Origin of the sequence: Cellulomonas sp. ICMP 17802 (genome assembly GCF_041295535.1) — a bacterium.
Classification (GTDB): Bacteria; Actinomycetota; Actinomycetes; order Actinomycetales; family Cellulomonadaceae; genus Cellulomonas.
In genome coordinates this window covers 1-21,706 of record NZ_JBGFQZ010000042.1, presented here as the reverse complement: position 1 = coordinate 21,706, position 21,706 = coordinate 1, and the positions used below count along the sequence as shown (strand labels likewise).

Here is a 21,706-nt window from a genome sequence, read left to right as displayed (position 1 = left end):
CGACCGGGGCGGGCGCCGAGTCGGCGGACACCGGCACGACGGTCCGGGTCACGCGGCGCGACTTCTTCACGGGGGCCGCGGCCGGCGGCTCGACGGGTGCGGCGTCCGCGACGGGAGCGGCGGCGACGGGCTGCTCGGTCACGGCCGGCAGCGTCACCACGGCCTCCGCCGGGGCGTCGCTGCTGGGGGCTGCGGTCACGCGGGTGGCGCGGCGGCGGCGCGGAGGTGCGGGCGGTGCCTCACCCCCGGCGAACGTCGTCGTGTCTGCGGTGGGGGTGTTCTCGTCGGTCACGCGAAGTGCTCCTGGATACCGAGCATCGCCGCCCACACTCGCGGCGGCACTCGGTCGGTCGGTCGTCGCACGCGTGCTGCGCGGCGACGGAAAGTCGGCGGTCGTGGCTGCTGCACCCGGTCGGCGCCATCGCCTGCGACGCCGGAGCCGGCGGTCCCGATCGGGGACCAGCGGGCGGCAGAGCGGCGGCTGGCGCGCACGACATGCTGGTGCTGCGAGCTCAAGGGTCCTCGGACGGTGTGGGTCGCCCCAGGAGCCGCGGCCAGTATCGCACAGGGGCTCTCGCATGGCGTGCCGCACGGGCTCCGGCGCGCCACGGCTCGCCGGCGGGCTACCGGGACCTTGGTCCCAGGGGCAGACTGGACCTGGTCCTAGCGTTTTCCCAGGTCCGCAGGTCAGGGCCGGTCCGTCGGCCGGACCGGCAGCGGGGTGGACCCGGCCCGAGGTACCTGATCAACCCCGGAGGGGCTCGTGGACACGCTCGACGTCGCACGGTGGCAGTTCGGCATCACCACCGTCTATCACTTCATCTTCGTGCCCCTGACCATCGGCCTGGCGCCGCTGGTCGCGATCATGCAGACGATCTGGGTGCGGACCGGCAACGAGCGCTGGCTGCGGCTCACCAAGTTCTTCGGCAAGCTCCTGCTGATCAACTTCGCGATCGGTGTGGCCACCGGGATCGTGCAGGAGTTCCAGTTCGGCATGGCGTGGAGCGAGTACTCGCGGTTCGTCGGCGACGTGTTCGGCGCCCCGCTGGCCATGGAGGCGCTCGCCGCGTTCTTCGTCGAGTCGACGTTCCTGGGCCTGTGGATCTTCGGCTGGGACAAGCTGCCGAAGAAGATCCACCTGGCGTGCATCTGGGCCGTCGCGCTCGCCACCAACCTGTCGGCGTTCTTCATCCTCGCCGCGAACTCCTGGATGCAGCACCCGGTCGGGGCCACGTTCAACGCCGAGCGCGGTCGCGCCGAGATGACCGACATCGGCGCCGTCCTGTCGAACAACACGCTGCTCGCGGCGTTCCCGCACACGATCGCGGCCGCGTTCCTCACCGCCGGCACGTTCGTCGCCGGCATCGCCGCCTGGTGGATGGTGCGCCTCGTGCGCGCGGGCCAGGCGGACAAGGCCCGCGACGTCTACCGGCCCGCGATCGTCCTCGGCGTGATCGTCATGCTCGTCTCGGGCGTCGGCGTGGCGCTCAGCGGCGACCAGCAGGCCAAGCTCATGTTCCAGCAGCAGCCGACCAAGATGGCCGCAGCCGAGGCGCTGTGCGAGACCACGTCGAGCGTGCCGTTCTCCATCCTCGCGATCGGCCCGCTGGGCACCGGCGCCGACTGCGACAAGGTCACGCACCTGCTCGCGATCCCCGGTGCCCTGTCGTTCTTGGCGACGGGCGACTTCACCTCGACGCTGCAGGGCACCGACGACCTGCAGGCGAAGTACGAGGAGAAGTACGGCTACACCGACGCGAACGGCGACCCGATCAGCTACATCCCGAACCTCGCGGTCACCTACTGGGGCTTCCGCCTGATGATCGGGTTCGCGCTCGGGTCCGCCGCGCTCGCGCTCGTCGCCCTCTGGGTGACGCGCAAGGGCCGGGTCAACGGCAACGTGTGGTTCGGGCGGCTCGGGATCGTCGCCCTGGTCACCCCGTTCCTCGCGTCGTCGTTCGGCTGGATCTTCACCGAGATGGGCCGCCAGCCGTGGGTGGTCGCGCCGAACCCCAACCCCGGCGGGGTCGACGGGGTCTGGCTGCTGACCGCGCGCGGCGTGTCCACCGTGACCAGCACTGGGACGATCCTCACCAGCCTCATCGCGTTCACGCTGCTCTACGGGGTCCTCGCCGTGTTCTGGTACCGGCTCATGCACCGGTACACCATCGAGGGCGTCGCGGACAGCGAGCACGACCCCAGCCCGGACAACCCCGACAACGACCCGGACGCCGCGGACCGTCCGCTGTCGTTCGCGTACTGAGCGGAGCCGACGACCATGGAGCTCACGACCGTCTGGTTCGTCCTCATCGCGGTCCTGTGGACCGGCTACCTCGTGCTCGAGGGGTTCGACTTCGGCGTCGGGATGCTGCTCGGGCTGCTGTCCCGCGGCGACCGCGCGGCCAAGGACCGGGACCGCCGCGTGATGATCAACACGATCGGCCCGGTGTGGGACGGCAACGAGGTGTGGCTGCTCACCGCCGGCGGTGCGACGTTCGCGGCGTTCCCCGAGTGGTACGCCACGATGTTCTCCGGGTTCTACCTGGCCCTGCTGCTGATCCTGCTCGCGCTCATCGTGCGCGTGGTGGCGTTCGAGTGGCGCGGCAAGATCGACGACGACCGCTGGCGCCGGCTGGCGGACCGCTGCCTCATCGTCGGGTCTTGGGTGCCGGCCGTGCTGTGGGGCGTCGCGTTCGCCAACCTGGTGCGCGGCGTGGAGCTCGACGCCGAGCACCAGTACGTCGGCGGCTTCTGGGCCCTGCTCAACCCGTTCGCCCTGCTGGGCGGCGCGACGACCGCGCTGATCTTCCTCACCCACGGCGCCGTGTTCCTCGCGCTCAAGTCGGACGGCGACGTCCGGGCCCGGGCCGGCGCGTTCGCCGCCCGCTCGTCGATCGTCACGCTGGTCGTGGCGGGCGCGTGGGCCGTGTGGGCGCAGCTGGCCTACTCGGTCCCGTGGACGTGGGCCGCGGTCGTCGTCGCGGCCGGCGCGCTGGTCGTGCTCGTCGTCTCCGCGCAGCGCCGCCAGGAGGGCCGGGCGTTCCTCGCGTCCGCCGTCGCGATCGTCGCCGCGGTGGTGCTCATCTTCGGGTCGATGTACCCGGACGTCATGCCCGCCTTCGACCCGGCGAACTCGCTCACGGTCACCAACGCCTCGTCGACCAGCTACACGCTCACCGTGATGACGTGGGTGGCCGTGGTGCTCACGCCGCTCGTGCTGCTGTACCAGGGGTGGACGTACTGGGTCTTCCGCCGGCGGATCTCGGCGCAGCAGATCCCCGCCCACACGGGCCTGACGTTCGACAAGGTGCCCGCCCTGAACAAGCCGTCGTCCGCCGACCAGTGAGACCGCTCGACCCGCGACTCCTGCGGCACGCGCGAGCCGCCCGCGGGTACGTGCTGCTCACGGCCGCGCTCGGCTTGCTCACCGCGGCGCTGGTGGTCGTGCAGGCGCTGCTGCTCGCGCACGCGCTCGGCGACGCGGTGACCGACGGGGTCGGGCTCGACGTGCTGAGACCGACGATCGCCTGGCTGGCGGCCGTCGTCGTGGCCCGGGCGCTGGTCACCGCGGTGCAGGAGCGGTTCGCGCACCGGGCGGCCGTGCGGGCGGTCGGCGAGCTGCGCGAGCAGGTGGTGGCGCACGCCGTCGCCCTCGGCCCCCGCTGGCTGGCCACCGGCGAGGGCCCGTCCGTGGTCATGCTCGCGACCCGGGGCCTCGACGCCCTCGAGCCCTACTTCGTGCGGTACCTGCCCCAGCTGGTGCTCGCCGCGACCGTGACGCCGGGCGTGCTGCTGGTGGTGCTGGGCCTCGACTGGGTCTCCGCGGCGATCCTCGTCACCGTGCTGCCGCTGGTGCCGATCTTCATGGTGCTGGTCGGGCGGCTCACGCAGGGGCGCTCCGAGCAGGGCCTGGCCACCATGCAGCGGCTCGGCGCGCAGGTGCTCGACCTGCTGGCCGGCCTGCCCACCCTGCGCGCGCACGGCCGCGAGAAGGGCCCCGGCGCCCGCGTGCGTGCGCTCGGCGACGCCCACCGCGTGGCCACCATGTGGACGCTGCGCATCGCGTTCCTGTCCGGCATGGTGCTCGAGCTGCTCACCACGCTGTCGGTCGCGCTGGTCGCCGTGGGCATCGGCCTCCGGCTGGTCGACGGCGACCTCGACCTGGTCACCGGCATCGCGGTCCTGGTGCTCGCGCCCGAGGTGTTCCTGCCGCTGCGGCAGGTGGGCGCGCAGTTCCACGCCGCGGCCGACGGCGTGGCCGCGGCCGGCCGGACCTTCGAGGTGCTCGCGACCCCTGTCCCCGCGACCGGGACGCGCAGCGCGCCGGACCTGCGCACGGCGACCCTGCGCCTGGAGGGCGTCGGGGTCGGCGGGACCCCGCACGAGCTGGACCTGGTGGTCCGACCCGGCACCGTCGTCGCCCTCACCGGACCGAGCGGCGTCGGCAAGACCACGGCGCTCGAGGTGGTGCTCGGGCTGCTGCGCCCGGACACCGGCCGCGCGACCGTCGCCGGGGTCGACCTCGCCGACCTCGACCCCGCCTCCCTGTGGGCGCAGGTGTCGTGGCTGCCGCAGCGACCCGTGCTGGAGCCCGGGACGGTCGCGGACGTCGTCGGCGGCGACCCGGCCCGACGGGCGGCGGCCGCCGCGCTGACCGGGCTCGACCAGGTGGTCGCCGCGCTGCCCGACGGCTGGTCGACGCCGCTCGGCCGCGGCGGCGAGGGGCTCTCGCTGGGCCAGCGGCAGCGCGTCGCGCTGACCCGGACGCTCCTGGCGGCCACGCCGCTGGTGGTCCTCGACGAGCCGACCGCGCACCTGGACGCCGCCGGCGAGCAGGTGGTCCTCGACACCGTCCGGGCCCTGCGGTCGGCCGGGCGCACGGTGCTGCTGGTCGCGCACCGGCCCTCGCTCGTCGCCGCCGCCGACGAGGTCGTCCTGGTCCGCGCGGCCGCCGGGGTGCCGGCGTGAACGGGCCGCTGCGCCGGGCGGTCCGCCTGCTCGACATCGACCCCCGACGCCTCGCGCTCGCCCTGGTGCTGGGCACGCTCGCGCTCGGCTGCGGCGTGGCGCTGGCCGCGGTGTCGGCCTGGCTCATCGCCCGCGCGTCCCAGATGCCGCCGGTCCTGCAGCTGTCGGTGGCCACGGTCGCCGTGCGCGCGTTCGGCATCGGCCGCGGGGTCCTGCGCTACCTCGAGCGGCTGGTCTCGCACGACGTCGCGCTGCGGGGCATGACGCAGCTGCGCACGACGCTCTACGAGCGGCTCGCGGTCGCCCGGCCCGACACGCTGCTGCGGCTGCGCCGCGGCGACCTGCTCGCGCGGGTCGGCGCCGACGTCGACACCGTGGGCGACGTCGTGGTCCGCGGCCTGCTGCCGGCGGGCGTCGCGGCGGCGCTCGGCCTGGGCACCGTGGTCGCGATGTGCGCCTTCCTGCCGGCCGCCGGGCTGGCGCTCGCCGCCTGCCTGCTGCTGGCCGGCGTCGCCGCCCCCGCGGTCGCCGCCCGAGCGGCGCGGGCCACCGAGCAGCGCGCGCTGCAGAGCAGGTCGGACATGACGGCCACGGCGCTGGGCCTGCTGGACGACGCCGGACCGCTGCTCGTCGGCGGGCGGGTGGCCGACGAGCTGGCCGAGCTGCGGGCGTCGGACCGGCGCCTGGCGGCCGCGACCGACTCCGGCGCGGCACCCGCCGCACTCGCCGCCGGCCTGGGCCAGCTCGCCGTCGGCCTCGCCGTGCTGGCCGCGCTGCTCACCGGCATCCCCGCCGTCGGCGCCGGCCTGCTCACCCCGGTCGAGCTCGCAGTCGTCGTGCTCACGCCGCTCGCGGCGTTCGAGGCGACCGCGCTGCTGCCCGCCGCCGCGATCCAGGTGCAGCGCTCGCGGGCGGCGGCCGTCCGGATCCTCGAGCTGCTGGACGCCCCGACGGACCCCGTGGCGACGGACGCGGCCCCCGGGCGCCCGCCGCTCGTCGCGACCGGGCTCGCGGCGGGCTGGCCCGGGTCGCCGACCGTCGTCGACGGGCTCGACCTCGACCTGCGGCCGGGCCGATCCGTCGCGATCGTGGGCCCGTCGGGGACCGGAAAGACGACCACGCTGCTCACGCTGGCAGGGCTGCTCCCCCGCCGCGGCGGCGCGCTCACGCTGGGCGGCCACGACGTGGACCACCTCGACCGGGACGCCGTGGTCGGCGCGGTGGTCGTCGGCACCGAGGACGCCCACGTGTTCGGCACCACGGTCCTGGAGAACCTGCGGGTGGCACGCGGCGACGTCACGGCGGACGAGGCGACCGCGGTGCTCGAGCGGGTCGGGCTCGGCGACTGGCTCGGGGGCCTGCCGGACGGCCTGGACACGATGCTCGGTCCGGACGCGCGGACGGTCTCCGGCGGTGAGCGCCGGCGCCTGCTCGTGGCCCGGGTCCTCCTGTCGCCCGCCGCGCTGCTGCTGGTGGACGAGCCGGCCGAGCACCTCGACCCCGAGCGCGCGGACGCGCTGGTCACGGACCTGCTGCGCGACCCGCGGGGCGTGGTCGTGGTGACCCACCGGCTCGCACCGCTGGCCGCCGCGGACGAGGTCCTCTGGCTCGCCGACGGCCGGGTCCGCGCGCGCGGCACGCACGACGAGCTCGTCGCGACCGCCCCCGGCTACCGTGAGTCGGTGGACCGCGAGCGCGCGGCCGAGGGTCAGGAGGCCGGACGTGCGGGATGACGCGGGCTCGCTCACGGCGGCTCCCGACTCGGCGCTGCCCCTCACCGGCGACGGGCTGACCGACCTGCTGGGCGCCATCCTCGCGGTCGCCAGCGAGCTCGAGCTCTCCGCGGTCCTGGAGCGGTTCGTGCAGGTCAGCGCCGAGCTCACGAGTGCCCGGTACGGCGCGATCAACGTCCTCGACCCGCACGGCACCTCCACCACGTTCGTCTTCACGGGCGTGCCCACCGCCGTCGCCGGGGCGCTGCGGACCGCGCCGCACGCGCAGGGCGTGCTCGGCGCCATCCCGGAGACGGGCGTGCTCCGGCTGACCGACCTGCGCGAGCACCCGGCCTTCCGCGGCTTCCCGCGCGAGCACCCGCCCATGGGCTCGTTCCTGGGCACGTCGGTGCGCGTCGGCTCGCGGGTGTTCGGCCAGCTGTACCTGTCCGAGAAGGCCGGCGGCTTCACCCAGGCGGACGAGGACGTCGTGGTCGCGCTGGCCGCGGCCGCGGGCGTCGCCGTCGCCAACGCGCAGCTGTACGCCGAGGCGGAGCGCCGCGAGCACTGGCTGCGCGCCGGGCAGGACATCACGACCATGCTGCTGGAGGGGATCGACGAGGAGGAGGCCCTCGAGCACATCGCGTCGACCGCCCTCGAGGTCGCCGGCGCCGACACCGCGGCGCTCGCGCTGCCGGGGATCGGCGGCGACCTGCTCATCGAGCTCGCCGTGGGGCACCTGAGCGACCGCATCCTCGGCGCGACGATGCCGCGGGGTGGCCGGGCCTGGACGGTGATGACCGAGGGCAAGGGCCTGACCACGCCGTCCCTGTCGGGCGCCCGCACCGTCGCCGTGCCCGTCATGCGCGCGTTCGGGCCCGCGATGTACGCGCCGCTGCAGTCCGCCGGCCGCGACATGGGCGTGCTCATCCTGCTGCGCCGGATCGGGGGCACGCCGTTCGAGGACAGCGACCTGGGGACGGCCGAGTCGTTCGCGGCGCAGGCCGCGCTCGCCTACGTGCTCGCCGGCGCCCGGCACGCGCAGGACGTGGCCGCGCTGCTCGACGAGCGGGAGCGGATCGCGCGCGACCTGCACGACCTGGCGATCCAGCAGCTGTTCGCCACCGGCATGCAGCTCGAGACCGTCCGGCGGCGGGCGGCGCGCGGCGTCGACCCCACCGAGCTGGCCGGCATCGTGGACGAGGCGCTGGACAACGTCGACGGCTCCGTGCGCCAGATCCGCCAGATCGTGCACGAGCTGCGGGACCCCGACGCCGCGTCGGGGCTGGTCGAGCGCCTGCGTCGGGAGGCGTCGCTCGCGCGCACCGGGCTGGGGTTCGCGCCGTCGGTCGTCGTCACGCTGGACGGCGCCTCGCTGGTGGACGGCGGGGTCGAGGAGGACCAGCTGGACGAGCGGGTGGGCCCGGCGCTGACGTCCGACGTCGTGGCCGTCGTGCGCGAGGGCCTGGCCAACGCCGCCCGGCACGCGCACGCGTCCTCGGTGACCGTGCGGGTCTCGGTCCGCGGCACCGGGCCGCTGGGCACGGTGCTGGTCGAGGTGCAGGACGACGGCGCCGGCCTGCCGGCCCGCCGCGACCGCAGCTCCGGCACCGGCAACCTCGCCTCGCGCGCCCGCCAGCACCGCGGGGCCTTCAGCCTGGGCGTCCCGCCTGACGGTCGCGGCACCCTGCTCACCTGGCAGGCGCCGCTCGGCTGAGGGCCGGCCGCTTGCGAGCCCTGGGCAACGGGTCGACGATGCGATCGAGGCCGAGGGGGGGCGCTCATGGCACCGCAGGTCGACTCACCACCGAGCCAGCTGTCGCAGCGGGCGATCTGGGCCGTCTTCGGCGGCCTCATGCTCGCGATGCTGCTGGCGGCCCTCGACCAGACCATCGTGGCGACGGCGCTGCCCACGATCGTGCGGGACCTCGGCGGCGCCGAGCACCTGTCCTGGGTGGTCACGGCGTACATGCTCGCGTCCACGGTCACCACGCCGCTGTGGGGCAAGCTGGGCGACCTCTACGGCCGCAAGATCCTCTTCCTCACGTGCATCGTCATCTTCCTCGTCGGGTCCGCGCTCGCCGGGACCTCGCAGACGATGCTCCAGCTCATCGCCTGGCGCGCCGTGCAGGGCGTCGGCGGCGGCGGGCTCATGGTGCTGGCGCAGGCGATCATCGCGGACGTCGTGCCGCCGCGGGACCGCGGCCGCTACCAGGGCGCGTTCGGCGCAGTGTTCGGGCTGTCCAGCGTGGCGGGGCCGCTGCTGGGCGGCTTCTTCGTGGACCACCTGACGTGGCGCTGGGTCTTCTACGTGAACATCCCCATCGGCATCGTCGCGCTCGTCGTCGTCGCCGCGGTGCTGCCGGTCACGAAGGCGCGGACGTCTCCGAAGATCGACGTCTGGGGCATCACCCTGCTCGCCACCGCCGCGACCTGCATCGTCCTGGTCACCTCGCTCGACGGGACCAGCTGGGACTGGGGCTCGGTCCAGGTGGTCGGGCTGTCGGTGCTCGCCGTGGTCGCCGTCGTCGCGTTCGGGTTCGTCGAGGCCCGCGTGCCCGAGCCCGTGATGCCGCTGCGGCTGTTCCGCAACAGGGTCTTCTCGACGACCGCCGTGGTCGGCTTCGTCGTCGGCTTCGCGATGTTCGGCTCGATCACCTACCTGCCGCTCTACCTGCAGCAGGTGCAGGGCGCGACCCCGACCGGCTCCGGCCTGCAGATGATCCCGATGATGGCCGGCCTCTTGCTCACGTCGATCGCCAGCGGGCAGATCATCAGCCGGACCGGCCGGTACAAGGTGTTCCCGATCGTCGGGTCCGCCGTGTTCACCGTCGGCCTGTACCTGCTGTCGCTCATGGGCCGCGAGACGACCTCGCTGCAGTCGGGGCTGTCGATGTTCGTCCTCGGCGCCGGCCTCGGCATGGTCATGCAGGTGCTCGTGCTCGCCGTGCAGAACGCCGTGGAGTACCGCGACCTGGGCACCGGCACCAGCGGCGCGACGTTCTTCCGCACCATCGGCAGCTGCGTCGGCGTGGCCGTGCTCGGCACCCTGTTCACCTCGCACCTCGAGCGGAACCTCGCCGCCGCTCCCCCGGCGGGCGCCGTCGGCCCCTGCTCGGCGCAGGCCCTCAGCGCGACCTCGGCCGCCCTGGCCGGCTGCGGGGCCGACGTGCAGGACTGGTTCCTCGACGCCTACTCCGACGCGATCCACACGATCTTCCTGTACGCCGTGCCCATCGGGGCGCTGGCGTTCGCGCTGGCCTGGCTCATCCCGGAGGTCGCCCTGCGCACGGGCGCGAGCCGCCCCGAGCAGGGCGAGGTGTTCGCGCTCCCGGCCAGCCGGACGTCCTTCGAGGAGCTGCGCCTGCTGCTGTGGCGGGAGGTGGGCCACCAGGACCCGCTGCGGGCGTACGCGATCCTCACCCGCGACCTCGACGTCGACCTCACCCCGGGGCAGTGCTGGATGCTCGCGCGCGTCACCGCGGAGGGCTCGCGGACCCTCGACGCGATGGTGGACCACTCCGGGGTCGAGCGGGACCGGGTCGTCGCCACCGCGGACGCGCTGCGGGCCCGGGGCCTGGTCGAGATCACCGACGGCACCGTCACACCGACGGACGCGGGGCACGCGGTCGCCGACGAGATCCGCGAGCACGAGCGCGCCGAGCTGCGTCGCGTGGTCGACCAGTGGAGCGGCGGCGACGAGCCCGAGCTGGACCAGCTGGTCGAGCAGATGACCGCCCGCCTCTGGCGCGACGACCCGTCACCGGCAGGGCTGCGCGCCTGACGGGTCAGCGACCCGGTTCGGCCCGCCAGCCGGCGTGCTTGCGCGAGGCCACCCACGCGGCAACCTGCGTGCGGCGCTGCAGCCCCATCTTGGCCAGCAGCGACGTGATGTGGTTCTTCACGGTCTTCTCGACCACCCCGAGCCGCTCGGCGATCTCGCGGTTGGACAGCCCCTCCCCGATGAGCTCGATCACCTTGAGCTCGCTCGGCGTGAGGTTCTCGGTCGGGTCGTCGTGCCCCGCCTTGCGGCGCGTCACGGTGCGCTCGTCCAGCAGCACGCGCCCCGCGGCGACGGCGCGGATCACGTCGGTGATCTCGGCGCCGCGCACCGACTTGAGCAGGTAGGCGGCGGCACCGGCCTCCAGCGCGGCCGCCAGCGCGTCGTCGTCGTCGAACGACGTGAGCACGATCGCGCGGGCGTCCGGCAGCGACTCGCGCACCGTGCGGAGCAGCTCGATGCCCGTGCCGTCCGGCAGCTGCAGGTCGACCAGGAGCACCTGGGGGCGCACGAGCGCGGCCCGGCGCACGCCGTCGGCGACCGACCCCGCCTCGGCGACGACCGACATCCCGTCGGCGCGGTCCACCACCTCGGCGATCCCGCGTCGCACGACCTCGTGGTCGTCGACGATCATCACGGTGATGGGGCGTCCGGAGGCGCTGGTGGCAGGCACGATGGCATCGTAACGATGTGACCACCCTGCTGCTGCCAACGACGATGACCGACGCGCCGACCATTCCCCCGGACGTCCGGGTGGTGCCCTACGACGTGCGCGAGCCCGTGCCGCAGGACGCCCTCGACGCCGACGCCCTCGTGGTGTGGGGCAACGGCGACGAGCAGCTCGCCGACGCCGCCCGGCGCCTGACCGGACTGCGCTGGGTGCAGACCTTGGCCGCCGGCCCGGACGCCGTCCTGGCGGCGGGGTTCGCCGACGACGTCGTGATCACCTCGGGCCGGGGGCTGCACGACGGGCCCGTCGCCGAGCACACGCTCGCCCTGCTCCTGGCCGCCGCGCGCCGCGTGCCCGACCTTGTGCGCGCGCAGGACGAGCACCGGTGGGCGGGCGACCTGGGCGGGATGCAGGACACCCGGACCGGGCAGGCCTTCCGCTCGCTCGACCGCTCCCGCGTCCTGGTCTGGGGGTTCGGCTCGATCGCCGCGCGCCTGGCGCCCCTGCTCAGCGCGCTGGGCGCCCAGGTCACCGGCGTGGCCACGACCGCGGGCGACCGGCACGGCTACCCCGTGATCTCGGCCTTCGACCTGCCCGACCACCTGCCGCACACCGACGTCCTCGTGTCGCTGCTGCCCGCGACCCCGCAGACCCGGCACGCGGTCGACGCCGGCGTCCTGTCGCTGCTGCCCGCGCACGCGTGGGTGGTCAACGTCGGCCGGGGCGCCACGCTCGACGAGGCGGCGCTGATCGAGGCGATCCGGTCCGGCCGGCTGGCGGGCGCGGCGCTGGACGTCTTCGAGACCGAGCCGCTGCCGCCCGACTCACCCCTGTGGGGCGAGCCCCGCATCCTCCTCAGCCCGCACGCGGCCGGCGGGCGGCCGATCGGCGCGGGCGACCTGGTCGCCGCGAACCTCGCGGCGTTCCGGGCCGGCGGCGAGCTGCGGAACGTGGTGGCCCGCTAGAACCGACCGCGGCGCGGGCGCGGCTGGCAGTGCGGGCACGAGTACGACGACCGGTTCATGAACTCGTCGCGCCGGATCGGCGTGCCGCACCGGGGGCACGGCCGCCCCTCCTGCCCGTACACCGCGAGCGACCGGTCGAAGTAGCCGGACGCGCCGTTCACGTTGACGTAGAGGGCGTCGAAGCTGGTCCCGCCCTGCGCCAGCGCCTCGGTCATCACCTCGCCCGCGCCGGCGAGCGCCCGCTCGACCTCGGCGCGCCGCAGGGTCTCGGTCGGCCGTGCGTAGTGCAGCTGCGCGCGCCAGAGGCCCTCGTCGGCGTAGATGTTGCCGATGCCCGACACCAGCGTCTGGTCGAGCAGCGCGCGCTTGAGCCCGGTCCTGCGGCGCCGGACGGCGGCCACCAGCGCGGCGTGGTCGAGCGCGGGGTCGAGCAGGTCGCGGGCGATGTGCGCGACGGGCTCGGGGACCACCGGGCTCGGGGAGCCCAGACCGCCCGGCAGCCCGTCGGGCGTCGGCACCAGGTCCGGAACGCTCAGGTGCCCGAACGTGCGCTGGTCGACGAAGTCGAGGCTCGCGCCGTCGTCCAGCGCGAGCCGGACCCGCAGGTGGGGGTGCTCCACGCGCGGCTCGCCGGCCCCGCGCACCAGGAGCTGACCGCTCATGCCCAGATGGGCCATGAGGGCGTCGTCGCCGTCGTCGAGCAGCAGCCAGAGGAACTTGCCGCGACGCACGGCCGCGTCCAGGCGCCGACCGCCCAGGCGGCCGGCGAAGTCGAGCGGGCCGCCCGTGTGCCGCCGGACGCTGTAGTCGCGCCGCACCTCGACCCCCGTGACCGTGCGGCCCAGGACGTGCCTGGCCAGCCCGTCCCGGACGGTCTCGACCTCGGGAAGCTCGGGCACGTCAGCCGGTGGCGTCCTGCTGCAGCGTCGCCAGCACGCGGTAGGCGTCGGCGGCGGCGTCCTGCTCGGCCAGCTTCTTGGCCGAGCCCACGCCGACCCCGCGCGGCACCCCGGCGACCAGCGCGCGGGCGGTGAACGTGCGGGAGTGGTCCGGGCCCTCGCCCGTGACCTCGTAGACCGGGGCCCCGAGGCCCAGCGCCGCGGAGAGCTCCTGCAGCGAGGTCTTCCAGTCCAGGCCGGCGCCGAGGTCCGCGGCCGCCTCGAGGGAGGGGCCGACCAGGCGCTCGACGAGCCCGCGCGCGGACTCCAGGCCGTGGGACAGGTACACGGCGCCGAACACCGCCTCGAGGGTGTCGGACAGGATCGAGTCCTTGTCCCGGCCCCCCGTGCTCAGCTCGCCCTTGCCCAGCAGCACGTAGCTGCCCAGGTCGAGGTCGCGCGCGACGACGGCGAGCGCGCGCTGCGAGACGGTCGCCGCCCGCATCTTCGCGAGCGAGCCCTCCGGCAGGTCGGGGTGCGCCCGGTACAGCGACTCGGTGACCACCAGCCCGAGCACCGTGTCCCCGAGGAACTCGAGCCGCTCGTTGGTGGGGATGCCGCCGGCCTCGTGCGCGAACGAGCGGTGGGTCAGGGCAAGCACGAGAAGCTCGGGGTCCAGGTGGACCCCGAGCTTCTCGAGAAGTTCTGCCGCGGCACTCACGCCGGTCCTCCGGTCATCAATGCGCTGCGGCGGGCGTGCAGGGGGCTCAGCGAGCCTCGAACTCGGTCCGCACGGCCTCGGCGTAGGCGCGGTCCTTGTAGGTGCCGCACGTCGGGCAGGCCGTGTGCGGCATCTTGTTGGACTTGCACTGCGGGCAGGTGTGGAGCGTCGTGGCAGTGGTCTTCCACTGCGACCGACGCGCACGGGTGTTGCTGCGCGACATCTTGCGCTTCGGAACAGCCACGGCTAGCTCTCTTTCGTCTCGTCGTTCGAGCCCAGCAGGTCGCCCAGGGCGGACCAGCGAGGATCTAGCGTCTCATGCGAGTGGTCAGGGTCGTCCGCCAGCCGTGCGCCACACTCGGAGCACAGACCGGGGCAGTCGGGACGGCACAGCGGCTGGAACGGCAGAGCCGGCACGACCGTGTCCCGCAGCGCGGGCTCGAGGTCGACCAGGTCGCCCTCCAGCTCGCGCACGTCCTCCTCGTCGTCGCCGTCCTCGGCCGCGACCGCCGCGCGCTCAGGGTAGACGTACAGCTCCATGAGGGAGACGTCGACATCCTCGACGACCTCACCCAGGCAGCGCACGCACTCCCCGATCGCCCGGCCGCGGACGGATCCGGAGACCAGGACCCCCTCCATGACCGCTTCGAGCCGCAGATCCAGCTCGACATCGGTCCCGGTGGGGATGCCGATCACGTCCGTACCGAGATCCTCCGGGGCGCCCACGGTGCGCTGCACGGTCCTCGTCGATCCCGGACGTCGACCGAGCTCGTGCGAATCGAGCACGAACGGCGAACGGGGATCGAGGTGAACAGGGCGCTGCACGGCCAGGGTCCCCTCGTTGATCTCGGCCCGTGCCATGAGCGGCAGAACCAACGGACAACTCTACGGCACAGGTCAGGGGCCGCCCAAATCCTCCGCGAGTGGCGCAGGTCTCAGCTCTCGTCCACGCAGAGCCCTATGCGTCTTCGACGCCCAGCCGGCCCGCCAGCTTCGCGCGACCGGCCTGCACCTGGCTCAGCACCTTGCCCAGGTCGATCTCGAAGTCGGCCAGCCGCCGGTCGCAGTAGTCGTCGGCGTCCCGCTGCAGCCGCTCGGCGGTCTCCTCGGCGTCCGCGACGATCTGCGCGGCCCGCTCGTGCGCCGCCACCACCACGGCCTCCTGCTCCACCAGGGCTGCCGCCTGCGCCCGCGCGTCGGCCAGCACCGCGTCCGCGTCCGCCTGGGCCACCGCGCGCGCCGCGTCGGCGTCGGCCAGCACCTCGTCGGCGCGCGAGAGCTGGCTGGGCAGCACGTCGCGGGCCTGGTCGACCAGGTCGAGCAGCTCGGCGCGGTTCACCAGCACCGACGACGACATCGGCATGGCCCGCGCGTTGACCACCGCCGTCGCGATGGCGTCCAGCACGCCCGTGAGCCCCTCGGGCCGGGTGGTCGGGTCCTCGTCGGTCATCCTGCGTCCCTTCCTCGGAGTGCCGCCCGCACCGCGTCCGCGACGCCGGCCGGCACGAGGTCGTCGATCGGCCCGCCGTAGCGGGCCACGTCCTTCACCAGCGACGACGCGATGTGGGCGAGCCTCTGGTCGCCCACGACGAACACCGTCTCCACGCCGGACAGGTGGCGGTTCATCAGGGCCATCGGCAGCTCGGCGTCGAAGTCGGCGCCGCCCCGCAGGCCCTTGACCACCGCGACGGCCCCGACGTCCCGCACGAACTCGGCCAGCAGGCCGTCGACGGGCTCGACCCGGACCCCGTCGAGGTCCGCGACCGCCGCGCGCGCCAGGTCGACGCGCTCGCCGATGGGCAGCAGGGAGGCCTTGGTGGAGTTCCGCGCGATGCCGACGACGACCTCGTCGAACATCGACCGCGCGCGCCGGATCACGTCCAGGTGGCCGAGCGTGAGGGGGTCGAACGACCCGGGGCAGACGGCAGTGGTCACCCCGTCAGGGTAGGCCAGCCGCCCGGTCCGACCAGCGGAACGCGCGGCAGCCCTATCCTCGGCCATGGCCTCCGACGCCGTCCTGGACCACGCCACCGCCGCGGAGTCCCCCGCGATCCGCACCGTCCTGGCCCGCGCGTACCGGACCAACCCGCTGATGGCCTGGGTGCTCCCCGACGAGCAGACCCGCGAGGACGCCTGCGCCGCGTGGCTCGGGCCGTCCGTCGACCGCTACCTCGCCGTGGGACTCGTGCACGTCGCCCGCCTCCGCGGCGCGGTGGTCGGCGCCGCGGCCTGGCGGCTGCCGGGAGCCGGTCCCGCGCCCGAGTCCCTGCCGACGCCCCGCGGGGCGCTCGCGGCGCTGGTGGGCAGGGCGCGGGCCGACGAGGTCCTCGCCGCGCTCGGCTCGGCCGCGCTGCTGGCCCCGCCCGACCCCGCGCCGTACCTCAACTTCCTCGCCGTCGCCCCCGAGCACCAGGGGCACGGGATCGGGCAGCGGCTGGTCGAGGCCGGGATCGCCGCGGCGCGCGACGTGGGGACGTACCTGGCGACCACCGACGCGCGGAACCTGCCGTTCTACGAGCGGCTCGGGTACGGGCGCTCCGGCGCCGTGCGGCTGGGCGCCGACGGCCCGCTGCTCACCGTGCTCCGGCGAGCTCCGCGAACCACATGACCGTGTCGCCGTAGGCCCGGCGGTCGAAGCGCTCCAGGGCGTCCGGCCACGTGGGCTCGGGCGTGCGCGAGGACCGCTCGACGACGACCACCGCGTGGGCGGACAGCGACGACGCGACGCCCGTGAGCACGTCGGCGAGGTCGGGCTCGGTCAGGTCGTACGGCGGGTCGACCAGGACGAGGTCCCACGGCGCGAGCGGGGCGCGCTGCGCGAACCGCTCGGCCTTCTCGGCGACGACCTGCACCCGGTCCGCCAGGCCGAGGGCCGCGACGTTGCGGCGGCACGCGTCGACCGCGTCCCGCGCGGAGTCCACCAGGGTCACCTGCTGCGCCCCGCGGCTGGCCGCCTCGATCCCGAGCGCGCCCGACCCCGCGTACAGGTCGAGAACGCGCATGCCGTCCACGACGTCGAGGTGCTCGAGCCGCGAGAACAGGGCCTCGCGGACGCGCTCGCTCGTCGGCCGCGTCCCGGCCCTGGGCACCGCGAGAACCCGGCCGCCGACGGTGCCGGCGACGATGCGCGTCACTTGCGCGCTCCGGCCCGATCCTGCTCCTGCGCCTCGAGCATGCGCTCCATGAACGACCCGGTGCGGATCGAGGAGGCGACGGCGACGGCGATGACGGACAGGATGATCTGCACGTACAGCAGGATCGGGTTGACCGTCCTCAGCAGCACCGCGATCCACACCGGCAGCAGACCGAGCACGACGAGGTCCGGGCCGCGCGCCAGCACGGTCGCCACGCCGGTGGGCAGCGCGCCCATCGGGGTCGAGACCAGCGCGCCGCCCCAGTCGGGCGCGGGCCGGTAGGAGGCGCGGACGGCGGCGGCGGCCCACACGGGGGTCGACGCCAGCCCGAGCGCGATCCAGCCCGGCACGTCCGACGCCCAGCGGCCGACCGCGGCGAACGCGACGATCGACCAGAGGGCCATGGCGGCGGCGGGTACCACCATGCGCAGGCGACGGACCGTCTTGGCCTCGATCGGCAGCAGCCGGTCGAGGATCGGGGCCATCTCGGCGCGCCGGGCACCCTCGCCGGTCGCGCTCATCGCGACGTACCCCGCCACCAGCAGGCCCAGCAGCACGCCGAACGGGCTGGCCAGCTGCGGGACGGTGCTCACCAGGACCGGCACCAGGGCCGCGACCCCCAGCTGCACGACGTGCCGGGCGGACCGCCGCAGGACGACCAGGTCGGCCGTGACCAGCGCGGAGGCCGGTCCCCGGGCGGTGCTCAGCGGAGACAGCCAGCGCCGCACGGGGGGCGCGGCGCCGTCGGTCAGGGCGCGGCCGAGCTCGCGCGAGTCCATCGACACGACCGCGCCGACGGCCTGCGTGGCCACCGAGCCGCTCTCGCGCAGCGTCCGCTCGGGCATCCGGCCCAGCCGGCTGTCGACGAGGAACGCGAGGCCGACCACGACCACCGCGAGCGCGGCGAGCAGCCACCACGGCGGCCCGGGGACCTCGTCCACCGACCACCCGACGAGCGCGAGCACCACGGCCGCGACCGGGGCCAGGAAGAGCAGCACGTCCCCCACCAGCGCGATCGCGCGCCGCGAGACGCTCGCCGACTGCCCGACGGCCGCGAGCAGCACGATGCCGACGGCCACGACCGCGGCGGTGCCGGCCACCCGGACCACGTGCGTGCCGGGGTCGGCCAGGAGGCCGGCGTCGAGCAGCGCGACGATCACCGCGCCGACGAAGCCGGCGAGCAGCGGGAGCCGGCGGGCCGCGGGGCGCAGCAGGCCGCGCCGGTCCACGGGCAGACCGAGCCACCAGGCGGCCTCGGCCCCGCCGGCGCCGACCGGGCCCAGCCGGCCGGCGAGCGACAGCAGCACGCCCGCCAGGGCGACGAGGATGACCACCACGAGGGTGGCCAGGCTCAGCGAGATCGGCGACCGGACGTCCGGCGCGGGCGGCAGGGCGACCCGCATGGCCTGGGCGGCGCCCAGCGCGACGCCGATGCTGATCGCGATGCTGATGACCGCGTAGTAGACGCTGGACAGCAGGGAGCCGATGCTCGCGCCGCCGCGCGCGTTCGCGGCCTGGGCCGTGAAGCGCCGGATGCTCTTGGCCGAGGGGACCTCGCCGACCTCGAACGGCTGGACCGCCGGCTCGTCGTCGTGCACGTCGCCGGCCGACAGGTCGGTCACGGGTTCTCCCGCGAGATCAGCTCGGCGGCCTGGTCCGGCGGCAGCACCCGGGTGACGTTGTCCGCCACGTGCACGGCGCGGTCCGCGACGGCCCGCAGCAGGTCGGGGTCGTGGGTGGCCAGCAGCACCGCGCCGCCCGCCTTCTTCTCGGCGACGATCCGGTCCGCCAGCCGGTCGCGCATGGCCCGGTCGAGGCGCTGCTCGGGCTCGTCGAGCACGAGCAGGGACCGGGGACGGACGAAGCCGGCGGCGAGCAGCAGGCGGCGGCGCTGACCGGACGAGAGTGCGACGGGCAGCGAGCGTGCGTGGTCGGTGAGCCCGAACTCCTCGAGCAGCCCCGCCACCACCTCCTGGGCACCGTGGACGCCGTGCCCGCGTGCCGTCAGGTACAGGTGCTCCGAGACCGTGAGGGCGGGGAAGTAGGCGTCGTCGTCCAGGACGCTGGCCACCTTCGTGCGGAAGGCGACGGCTCGCTCGTCGACGGGGGCACCGAAGACCTGCAGGGTGCCGCCCGACGGCTCCAGCAGACCGATGACGGCGCGGAGCACGGTCGACTTGCCCGACCCGTTGGCGCCGACGAGCGCGACCACCCTGCCGGGCGCCAGCGTGAACGACACCGGCGCGCACACGGGCGCCCCGCCGTAGCCGACGAGCAGGTCCTTGGCGGTGATGACGGGCTTCGACACGAGCGCCAGGGTATCTGCGGCGGGCGGGTCCCGCGGACAGGACCTCAGCTCTGCCCGAGGAACTCCTCGCGGCCGTCCGCCAGCTGCGTCGCGATCGCCGCCCGCAGGGCCGGCCACGCGGTCAGCTCGGGGTCGGCCTCCACCAGGGCGCGCGCGTCGTCCCGGGCCCGGTCGATGACCGCGCCGTCGCTGACGATCCGCAGGAACCGCAGCGTGCCGCGCCGCCCCGACTGCGCCGAGCCGAGCACGTCGCCCTCCCGGCGCAGCTCCAGGTCGACCCGGGCGAGCTCGAAGCCGTCCGTGGTGGCCGCGAGCGCGCCGAGCCGCTGCGCCGCGACCGTGCCCTCGGGCGCGTCCGCGACGAGGAGGCACAGCCCCGGCGCGCTGCCACGGCCCACGCGTCCGCGCAGCTGGTGCAGCTGCGAGAGCCCGAAGACCTGGGCGTCGAGGATCACCATCACGGTGGCCGCCGGCACGTCGACGCCGACCTCGATCACGGTCGTCGAGACGAGGACGGGCGTGACCCCCGACGCGAAGTCGGCGATCGCCCGGTCCTTCTCCTCGCTCGACATCCGCCCGTGCAGCAGCCCGACCGCCACGCCCCCGAGCCTCGGGTCCTGCCGGAGGGTCTCGGCGACCTCCAGCACCGCCCGCAGGGGCTTCTTGGGGGCCCGCTGGGCGGCCGCCTGTGCCTCGCTGACGGTCGTGGGCTCGTCGGCCACCAGGTCGACCCCGTCGTCGGCGTCCCGCGTCCCCTCGGCGTCCTCGTCGATGCGCGCGCAGACCACGAACGCCCGGCCGCCCTTCTCGACCTCCTCGCGCACCCGCGCCCAGGTGCGGTCCATCCAGACCCTGTTGTCGGCCGCGACCACGTGGGTGGTGATGCCGCTGCGCCCGGCGGGCACGTGCCGCAGCTCGGAGATCTCGAGCTCGCCGAACACCGTCATCGCCACGGTCCGCGGGATCGGGGTCGCCGTGGTGACCAGCAGGTGCGGCGCGTTCGCGGCCTTGGCCTGCAGCCGCCCCCGCTGCTCGACGCCGAACTTGTGCTGCTCGTCGATGACCACGAGCCCGAGGTCCGCGAACTGCACCGGGTCCGAGAGCAGCGCGTGCGTGCCGACGACGATCCCGGCCTGCCCGCTCGCCGCCTCGAGCAGGTTGGCGCGCCGCTCCGCCGCCGACTGGGCGCCGGTGAGCAGCGCGACGCGCGTGCCGATCTCGGACCCGCCGAGCAGCCCGCCCTCCGCCAGGTCGCCCAGCAGCGCGCGCAGCGTGCGGACGTGCTGGGCCGCGAGCACCGACGTCGGGGCCAGCAGCGCCGCCTGGCCGCCCGCATCCACCACCTGGAGCATCGCGCGCAGCGCCACGACCGTCTTGCCCGACCCCACCTCGCCCTGCAGCAGGCGCTGCATCGGGTGCGCCCGCGCGAGGTCGTCGGCGATCTGCTCCCCCGCCGCCACCTGACCCTCGGTCAGCGTGAACGGCAGGCGCGCGTCGAACGCGTCGAGCAGGCCGCCGGCCCGGGCCGGCCGGGCCGTCGACTCCTCGCGCTGCGCGTGCGCCCGCCGGCGGGCCAGCTCGGCCTGCAGGACGAACGCCTCCTCGTACCGCAGCCGCGCCTGGCCCTTGCGCCAGTCGTCCTCGGTCTGCGGCACGTGGACCCCGCGCAGCGCCGACCACCGCGACGCGAGGTGCCGCTCGGCCCGCACGAGGTCGGGCACCGGGTCCGGGACGTCCTGCTCGGTCAGCGGGTCGAGCGCCGCGCGCACGGCCCTGCGGATCTTCTCGGACTCCAGGCCGGCCGTCGCCGGGTAGATGGGGATGGGCCACTCGGCCTCCTCGAGCGCCACCTCCTCGTCGACGTCCAGCCCGAAGATGGCGTAGCCGGGGTTGGCCAGCTGCAGCCGCCCGTTGAAGATGTTGATCTGCCCCGAGAACAGCCCGAGGCTGCCCGGCAGCAGCCGCTTCAGGTGGAACTCCGCCGCTCCGCGGTGCGGCATGAAGATCACCAGGTCGAGCGTGCGGGTGCCGTCGGTGATCTTGGCCTCGACCCGCGGCTTGCCCGTCTTCATCGCGAGCCGGATCTCCGCGCTGCGCACGCGCGCGACGAGCGAGACGTTGGCCCCGACGGCGAGGCTCGCGATGTCGGTGACCTCGCGGGAGTCCGCGTAGCGCCACGGGTAGTGCGCCAGCAGGTCCGCGACGGTCTCGATGCCCAGGGCCGCGAACTTCTTCTGCTCGGCGCCCTTGGCCCCCACCCGCCGGTCGAGCGGGTCGACGTGCGTCGGCACGCTGTCCGGGTACACCAGCCTCTCGTCCGGTCCGCGCGTCGCCACGGTCAGTCCAGCCCGATCACGAGGGCCGGTCCGTGGCCGGTGGGTCCCACGACCGTCGCCTCGACCCCGGGGTGGCGCGTCGCCAGGTGGTCCATCAGCCCGTCGACGAGGCCGTCTGGCTCCGCGTCGCGCAGCAGCACGGTGAGGCTCTCGGCGGGCTGCGTCCGCGGGGTCGCCAGCAGCGCGTCGGCGGCGTCGCACGCGTCACGCACGGACGCCGTCCCCACCTCGAG

19 protein-coding genes and 2 pseudogenes are annotated in these 21,706 nt (G+C 74.9%); 8 read left to right on the top strand and 13 right to left on the bottom strand.

The annotated features are described in order from the left end of the window. Positions 1 to 292, bottom strand: a pseudogene (locus AB5970_RS18215) (hypothetical protein); the annotation flags it as partial. A gap of 471 nt (positions 293 to 763) precedes the next feature. On the opposite strand from AB5970_RS18215, the gene AB5970_RS18210 reads away from it, so the two are divergent. From AB5970_RS18210 to AB5970_RS18185, 6 genes and pseudogenes are all read left to right on the top strand, one after another. Further along, positions 764 to 2,263, top strand: coding sequence for a cytochrome ubiquinol oxidase subunit I (locus tag AB5970_RS18210; protein WP_370505363.1), 1,500 nt, complete (start codon positions 764 to 766; stop codon positions 2,261 to 2,263). Between the two features lie 15 nt (positions 2,264 to 2,278). Beyond that, entirely contained in the window at positions 2,279 to 3,346 is a 1,068-nt protein-coding gene (gene cydB / locus AB5970_RS18205; protein ID WP_370505362.1) for a cytochrome d ubiquinol oxidase subunit II, read from the top strand. Next, positions 3,343 to 4,968 carry a thiol reductant ABC exporter subunit CydD gene (gene cydD / locus AB5970_RS18200; protein ID WP_370505361.1) on the top strand — a complete coding sequence of 542 codons (1,626 nt, stop codon included), beginning with the start codon at positions 3,343 to 3,345 and terminating at the stop codon, positions 4,966 to 4,968. Before cydB ends, cydD begins: the two co-directional genes overlap by 4 nt. Next, complete coding sequence (cydC, locus tag AB5970_RS18195) at positions 4,965 to 6,701, top strand: thiol reductant ABC exporter subunit CydC (RefSeq protein WP_370505360.1); 1,737 nt, start codon at positions 4,965 to 4,967, stop codon at positions 6,699 to 6,701. The genes cydD and cydC overlap by 4 nt, the downstream gene beginning before the upstream one ends. Continuing rightward, positions 6,691 to 8,397: a sensor histidine kinase gene (locus AB5970_RS18190; protein WP_370505359.1), complete on the top strand. Its 1,707-nt coding sequence runs from the start codon at positions 6,691 to 6,693 to the stop codon at positions 8,395 to 8,397. Before cydC ends, AB5970_RS18190 begins: the two co-directional genes overlap by 11 nt. 54 nt (positions 8,398 to 8,451) lie before the next feature. Further along, positions 8,452 to 10,464 (top strand): annotated as a pseudogene (locus AB5970_RS18185) (MFS transporter); the annotation flags it as partial. A gap of 4 nt (positions 10,465 to 10,468) precedes the next feature. Here AB5970_RS18185 and AB5970_RS18180 read toward each other — a convergent pair. Further along, on the bottom strand, positions 10,469 to 11,095 hold the full coding sequence (locus AB5970_RS18180; protein WP_370505365.1) for a response regulator: 627 nt from the start codon (positions 11,093 to 11,095) through the stop codon (positions 10,469 to 10,471). Between the two features lie 83 nt (positions 11,096 to 11,178). Between AB5970_RS18180 and AB5970_RS18175 the strand changes: the two genes are divergently transcribed. Further along, complete coding sequence (locus AB5970_RS18175) at positions 11,179 to 12,096, top strand: NAD(P)-dependent oxidoreductase (RefSeq protein ID WP_370505364.1); 918 nt, start codon at positions 11,179 to 11,181, stop codon at positions 12,094 to 12,096. Here the strand turns inward: AB5970_RS18175 and mutM are convergent. The 6 genes from mutM to coaD all read right to left on the bottom strand — a co-directional run bounded on the left by mutM (position 12,093) and on the right by coaD (position 15,630). After that, positions 12,093 to 12,995 (bottom strand): bifunctional DNA-formamidopyrimidine glycosylase/DNA-(apurinic or apyrimidinic site) lyase, encoded by a 903-nt coding sequence (gene mutM / locus AB5970_RS18170; protein ID WP_370505358.1) that lies wholly within the window; start codon positions 12,993 to 12,995, stop codon positions 12,093 to 12,095. The genes AB5970_RS18175 and mutM overlap by 4 nt on opposite strands. A gap of 1 nt (position 12,996) precedes the next feature. After that, positions 12,997 to 13,695 carry a ribonuclease III gene (rnc, locus tag AB5970_RS18165; RefSeq protein WP_370505357.1) on the bottom strand — a complete coding sequence of 233 codons (699 nt, stop codon included), beginning with the start codon at positions 13,693 to 13,695 and terminating at the stop codon, positions 12,997 to 12,999. Between the two features lie 46 nt (positions 13,696 to 13,741). Continuing rightward, positions 13,742 to 13,939, bottom strand: a complete 198-nt coding sequence (gene rpmF / locus AB5970_RS18160) for a 50S ribosomal protein L32 (RefSeq protein WP_370505356.1) — start codon at positions 13,937 to 13,939, stop codon at positions 13,742 to 13,744. 2 nt (positions 13,940 to 13,941) lie between these two features. After that, a complete protein-coding gene (locus tag AB5970_RS18155) occupies positions 13,942 to 14,556 on the bottom strand; it encodes a YceD family protein (protein ID WP_370505355.1) in 615 nt (204 codons plus the stop codon). 97 nt (positions 14,557 to 14,653) lie between these two features. Further along, the gene (locus AB5970_RS18150) at positions 14,654 to 15,145 is read right to left on the bottom strand and encodes a hypothetical protein (protein WP_370505354.1); all 492 of its coding nucleotides are present in this window, start codon (positions 15,143 to 15,145) and stop codon (positions 14,654 to 14,656) included. Next, the gene (gene coaD, locus AB5970_RS18145) at positions 15,142 to 15,630 is read right to left on the bottom strand and encodes a pantetheine-phosphate adenylyltransferase (RefSeq protein ID WP_370505353.1); all 489 of its coding nucleotides are present in this window, start codon (positions 15,628 to 15,630) and stop codon (positions 15,142 to 15,144) included. Before coaD ends, AB5970_RS18150 begins: the two co-directional genes overlap by 4 nt. Positions 15,631 to 15,694: 64 nt before the next feature. Here coaD and AB5970_RS18140 point away from each other — a divergent pair, with 64 nt between their 5' ends. Next, complete coding sequence (locus AB5970_RS18140) at positions 15,695 to 16,303, top strand: GNAT family N-acetyltransferase (protein WP_370505352.1); 609 nt, start codon at positions 15,695 to 15,697, stop codon at positions 16,301 to 16,303. On the opposite strand, the gene rsmD is transcribed toward AB5970_RS18140, so the two are convergent. From rsmD to AB5970_RS18115, 5 genes are all read right to left on the bottom strand, one after another. Continuing rightward, positions 16,269 to 16,829 (bottom strand): 16S rRNA (guanine(966)-N(2))-methyltransferase RsmD, encoded by a 561-nt coding sequence (gene rsmD, locus AB5970_RS18135; protein WP_370505351.1) that lies wholly within the window; start codon positions 16,827 to 16,829, stop codon positions 16,269 to 16,271. The genes AB5970_RS18140 and rsmD overlap by 35 nt on opposite strands. Next, positions 16,826 to 18,451, bottom strand: coding sequence for a DUF6297 family protein (locus AB5970_RS18130; RefSeq protein WP_370505350.1), 1,626 nt, complete (start codon positions 18,449 to 18,451; stop codon positions 16,826 to 16,828). The genes rsmD and AB5970_RS18130 overlap by 4 nt, the downstream gene beginning before the upstream one ends. Continuing rightward, entirely contained in the window at positions 18,448 to 19,137 is a 690-nt protein-coding gene (locus AB5970_RS18125) for an ABC transporter ATP-binding protein (RefSeq protein ID WP_370505349.1), read from the bottom strand. The genes AB5970_RS18130 and AB5970_RS18125 overlap by 4 nt, the downstream gene beginning before the upstream one ends. A 44-nt stretch (positions 19,138 to 19,181) precedes the next feature. Continuing rightward, positions 19,182 to 21,428, bottom strand: coding sequence for an ATP-dependent DNA helicase RecG (locus AB5970_RS18120; protein WP_370505348.1), 2,247 nt, complete (start codon positions 21,426 to 21,428; stop codon positions 19,182 to 19,184). Between the two features lie 47 nt (positions 21,429 to 21,475). Then, the coding region (locus AB5970_RS18115) for a hypothetical protein (protein WP_370505347.1) at positions 21,476 to 21,706 on the bottom strand (231 nt) is incomplete at its 5' end.

Excerpts from the sequence above, each read along its gene's own strand:
- AB5970_RS18150 (WP_370505354.1), bottom strand. The coding sequence starts at position 15,145 with ATGACCGACGAGGACCCGACCACCCGGCCCGAGGGGCTCACGGGCGTG.
- AB5970_RS18180 (WP_370505365.1), bottom strand. The coding sequence starts at position 11,095 with ATGATCGTCGACGACCACGAGGTCGTGCGACGCGGGATCGCCGAGGTG.
- AB5970_RS18140 (WP_370505352.1), top strand. The coding sequence starts at position 15,695 with ATGGCCTCCGACGCCGTCCTGGACCACGCCACCGCCGCGGAGTCCCCC.
- cydB (WP_370505362.1), top strand. The coding sequence starts at position 2,279 with ATGGAGCTCACGACCGTCTGGTTCGTCCTCATCGCGGTCCTGTGGACC.
- AB5970_RS18155 (WP_370505355.1), bottom strand. The coding sequence starts at position 14,556 with ATGGCACGGGCCGAGATCAACGAGGGGACCCTGGCCGTGCAGCGCCCT.
- AB5970_RS18175 (WP_370505364.1), top strand. The coding sequence starts at position 11,179 with ATGACCGACGCGCCGACCATTCCCCCGGACGTCCGGGTGGTGCCCTAC.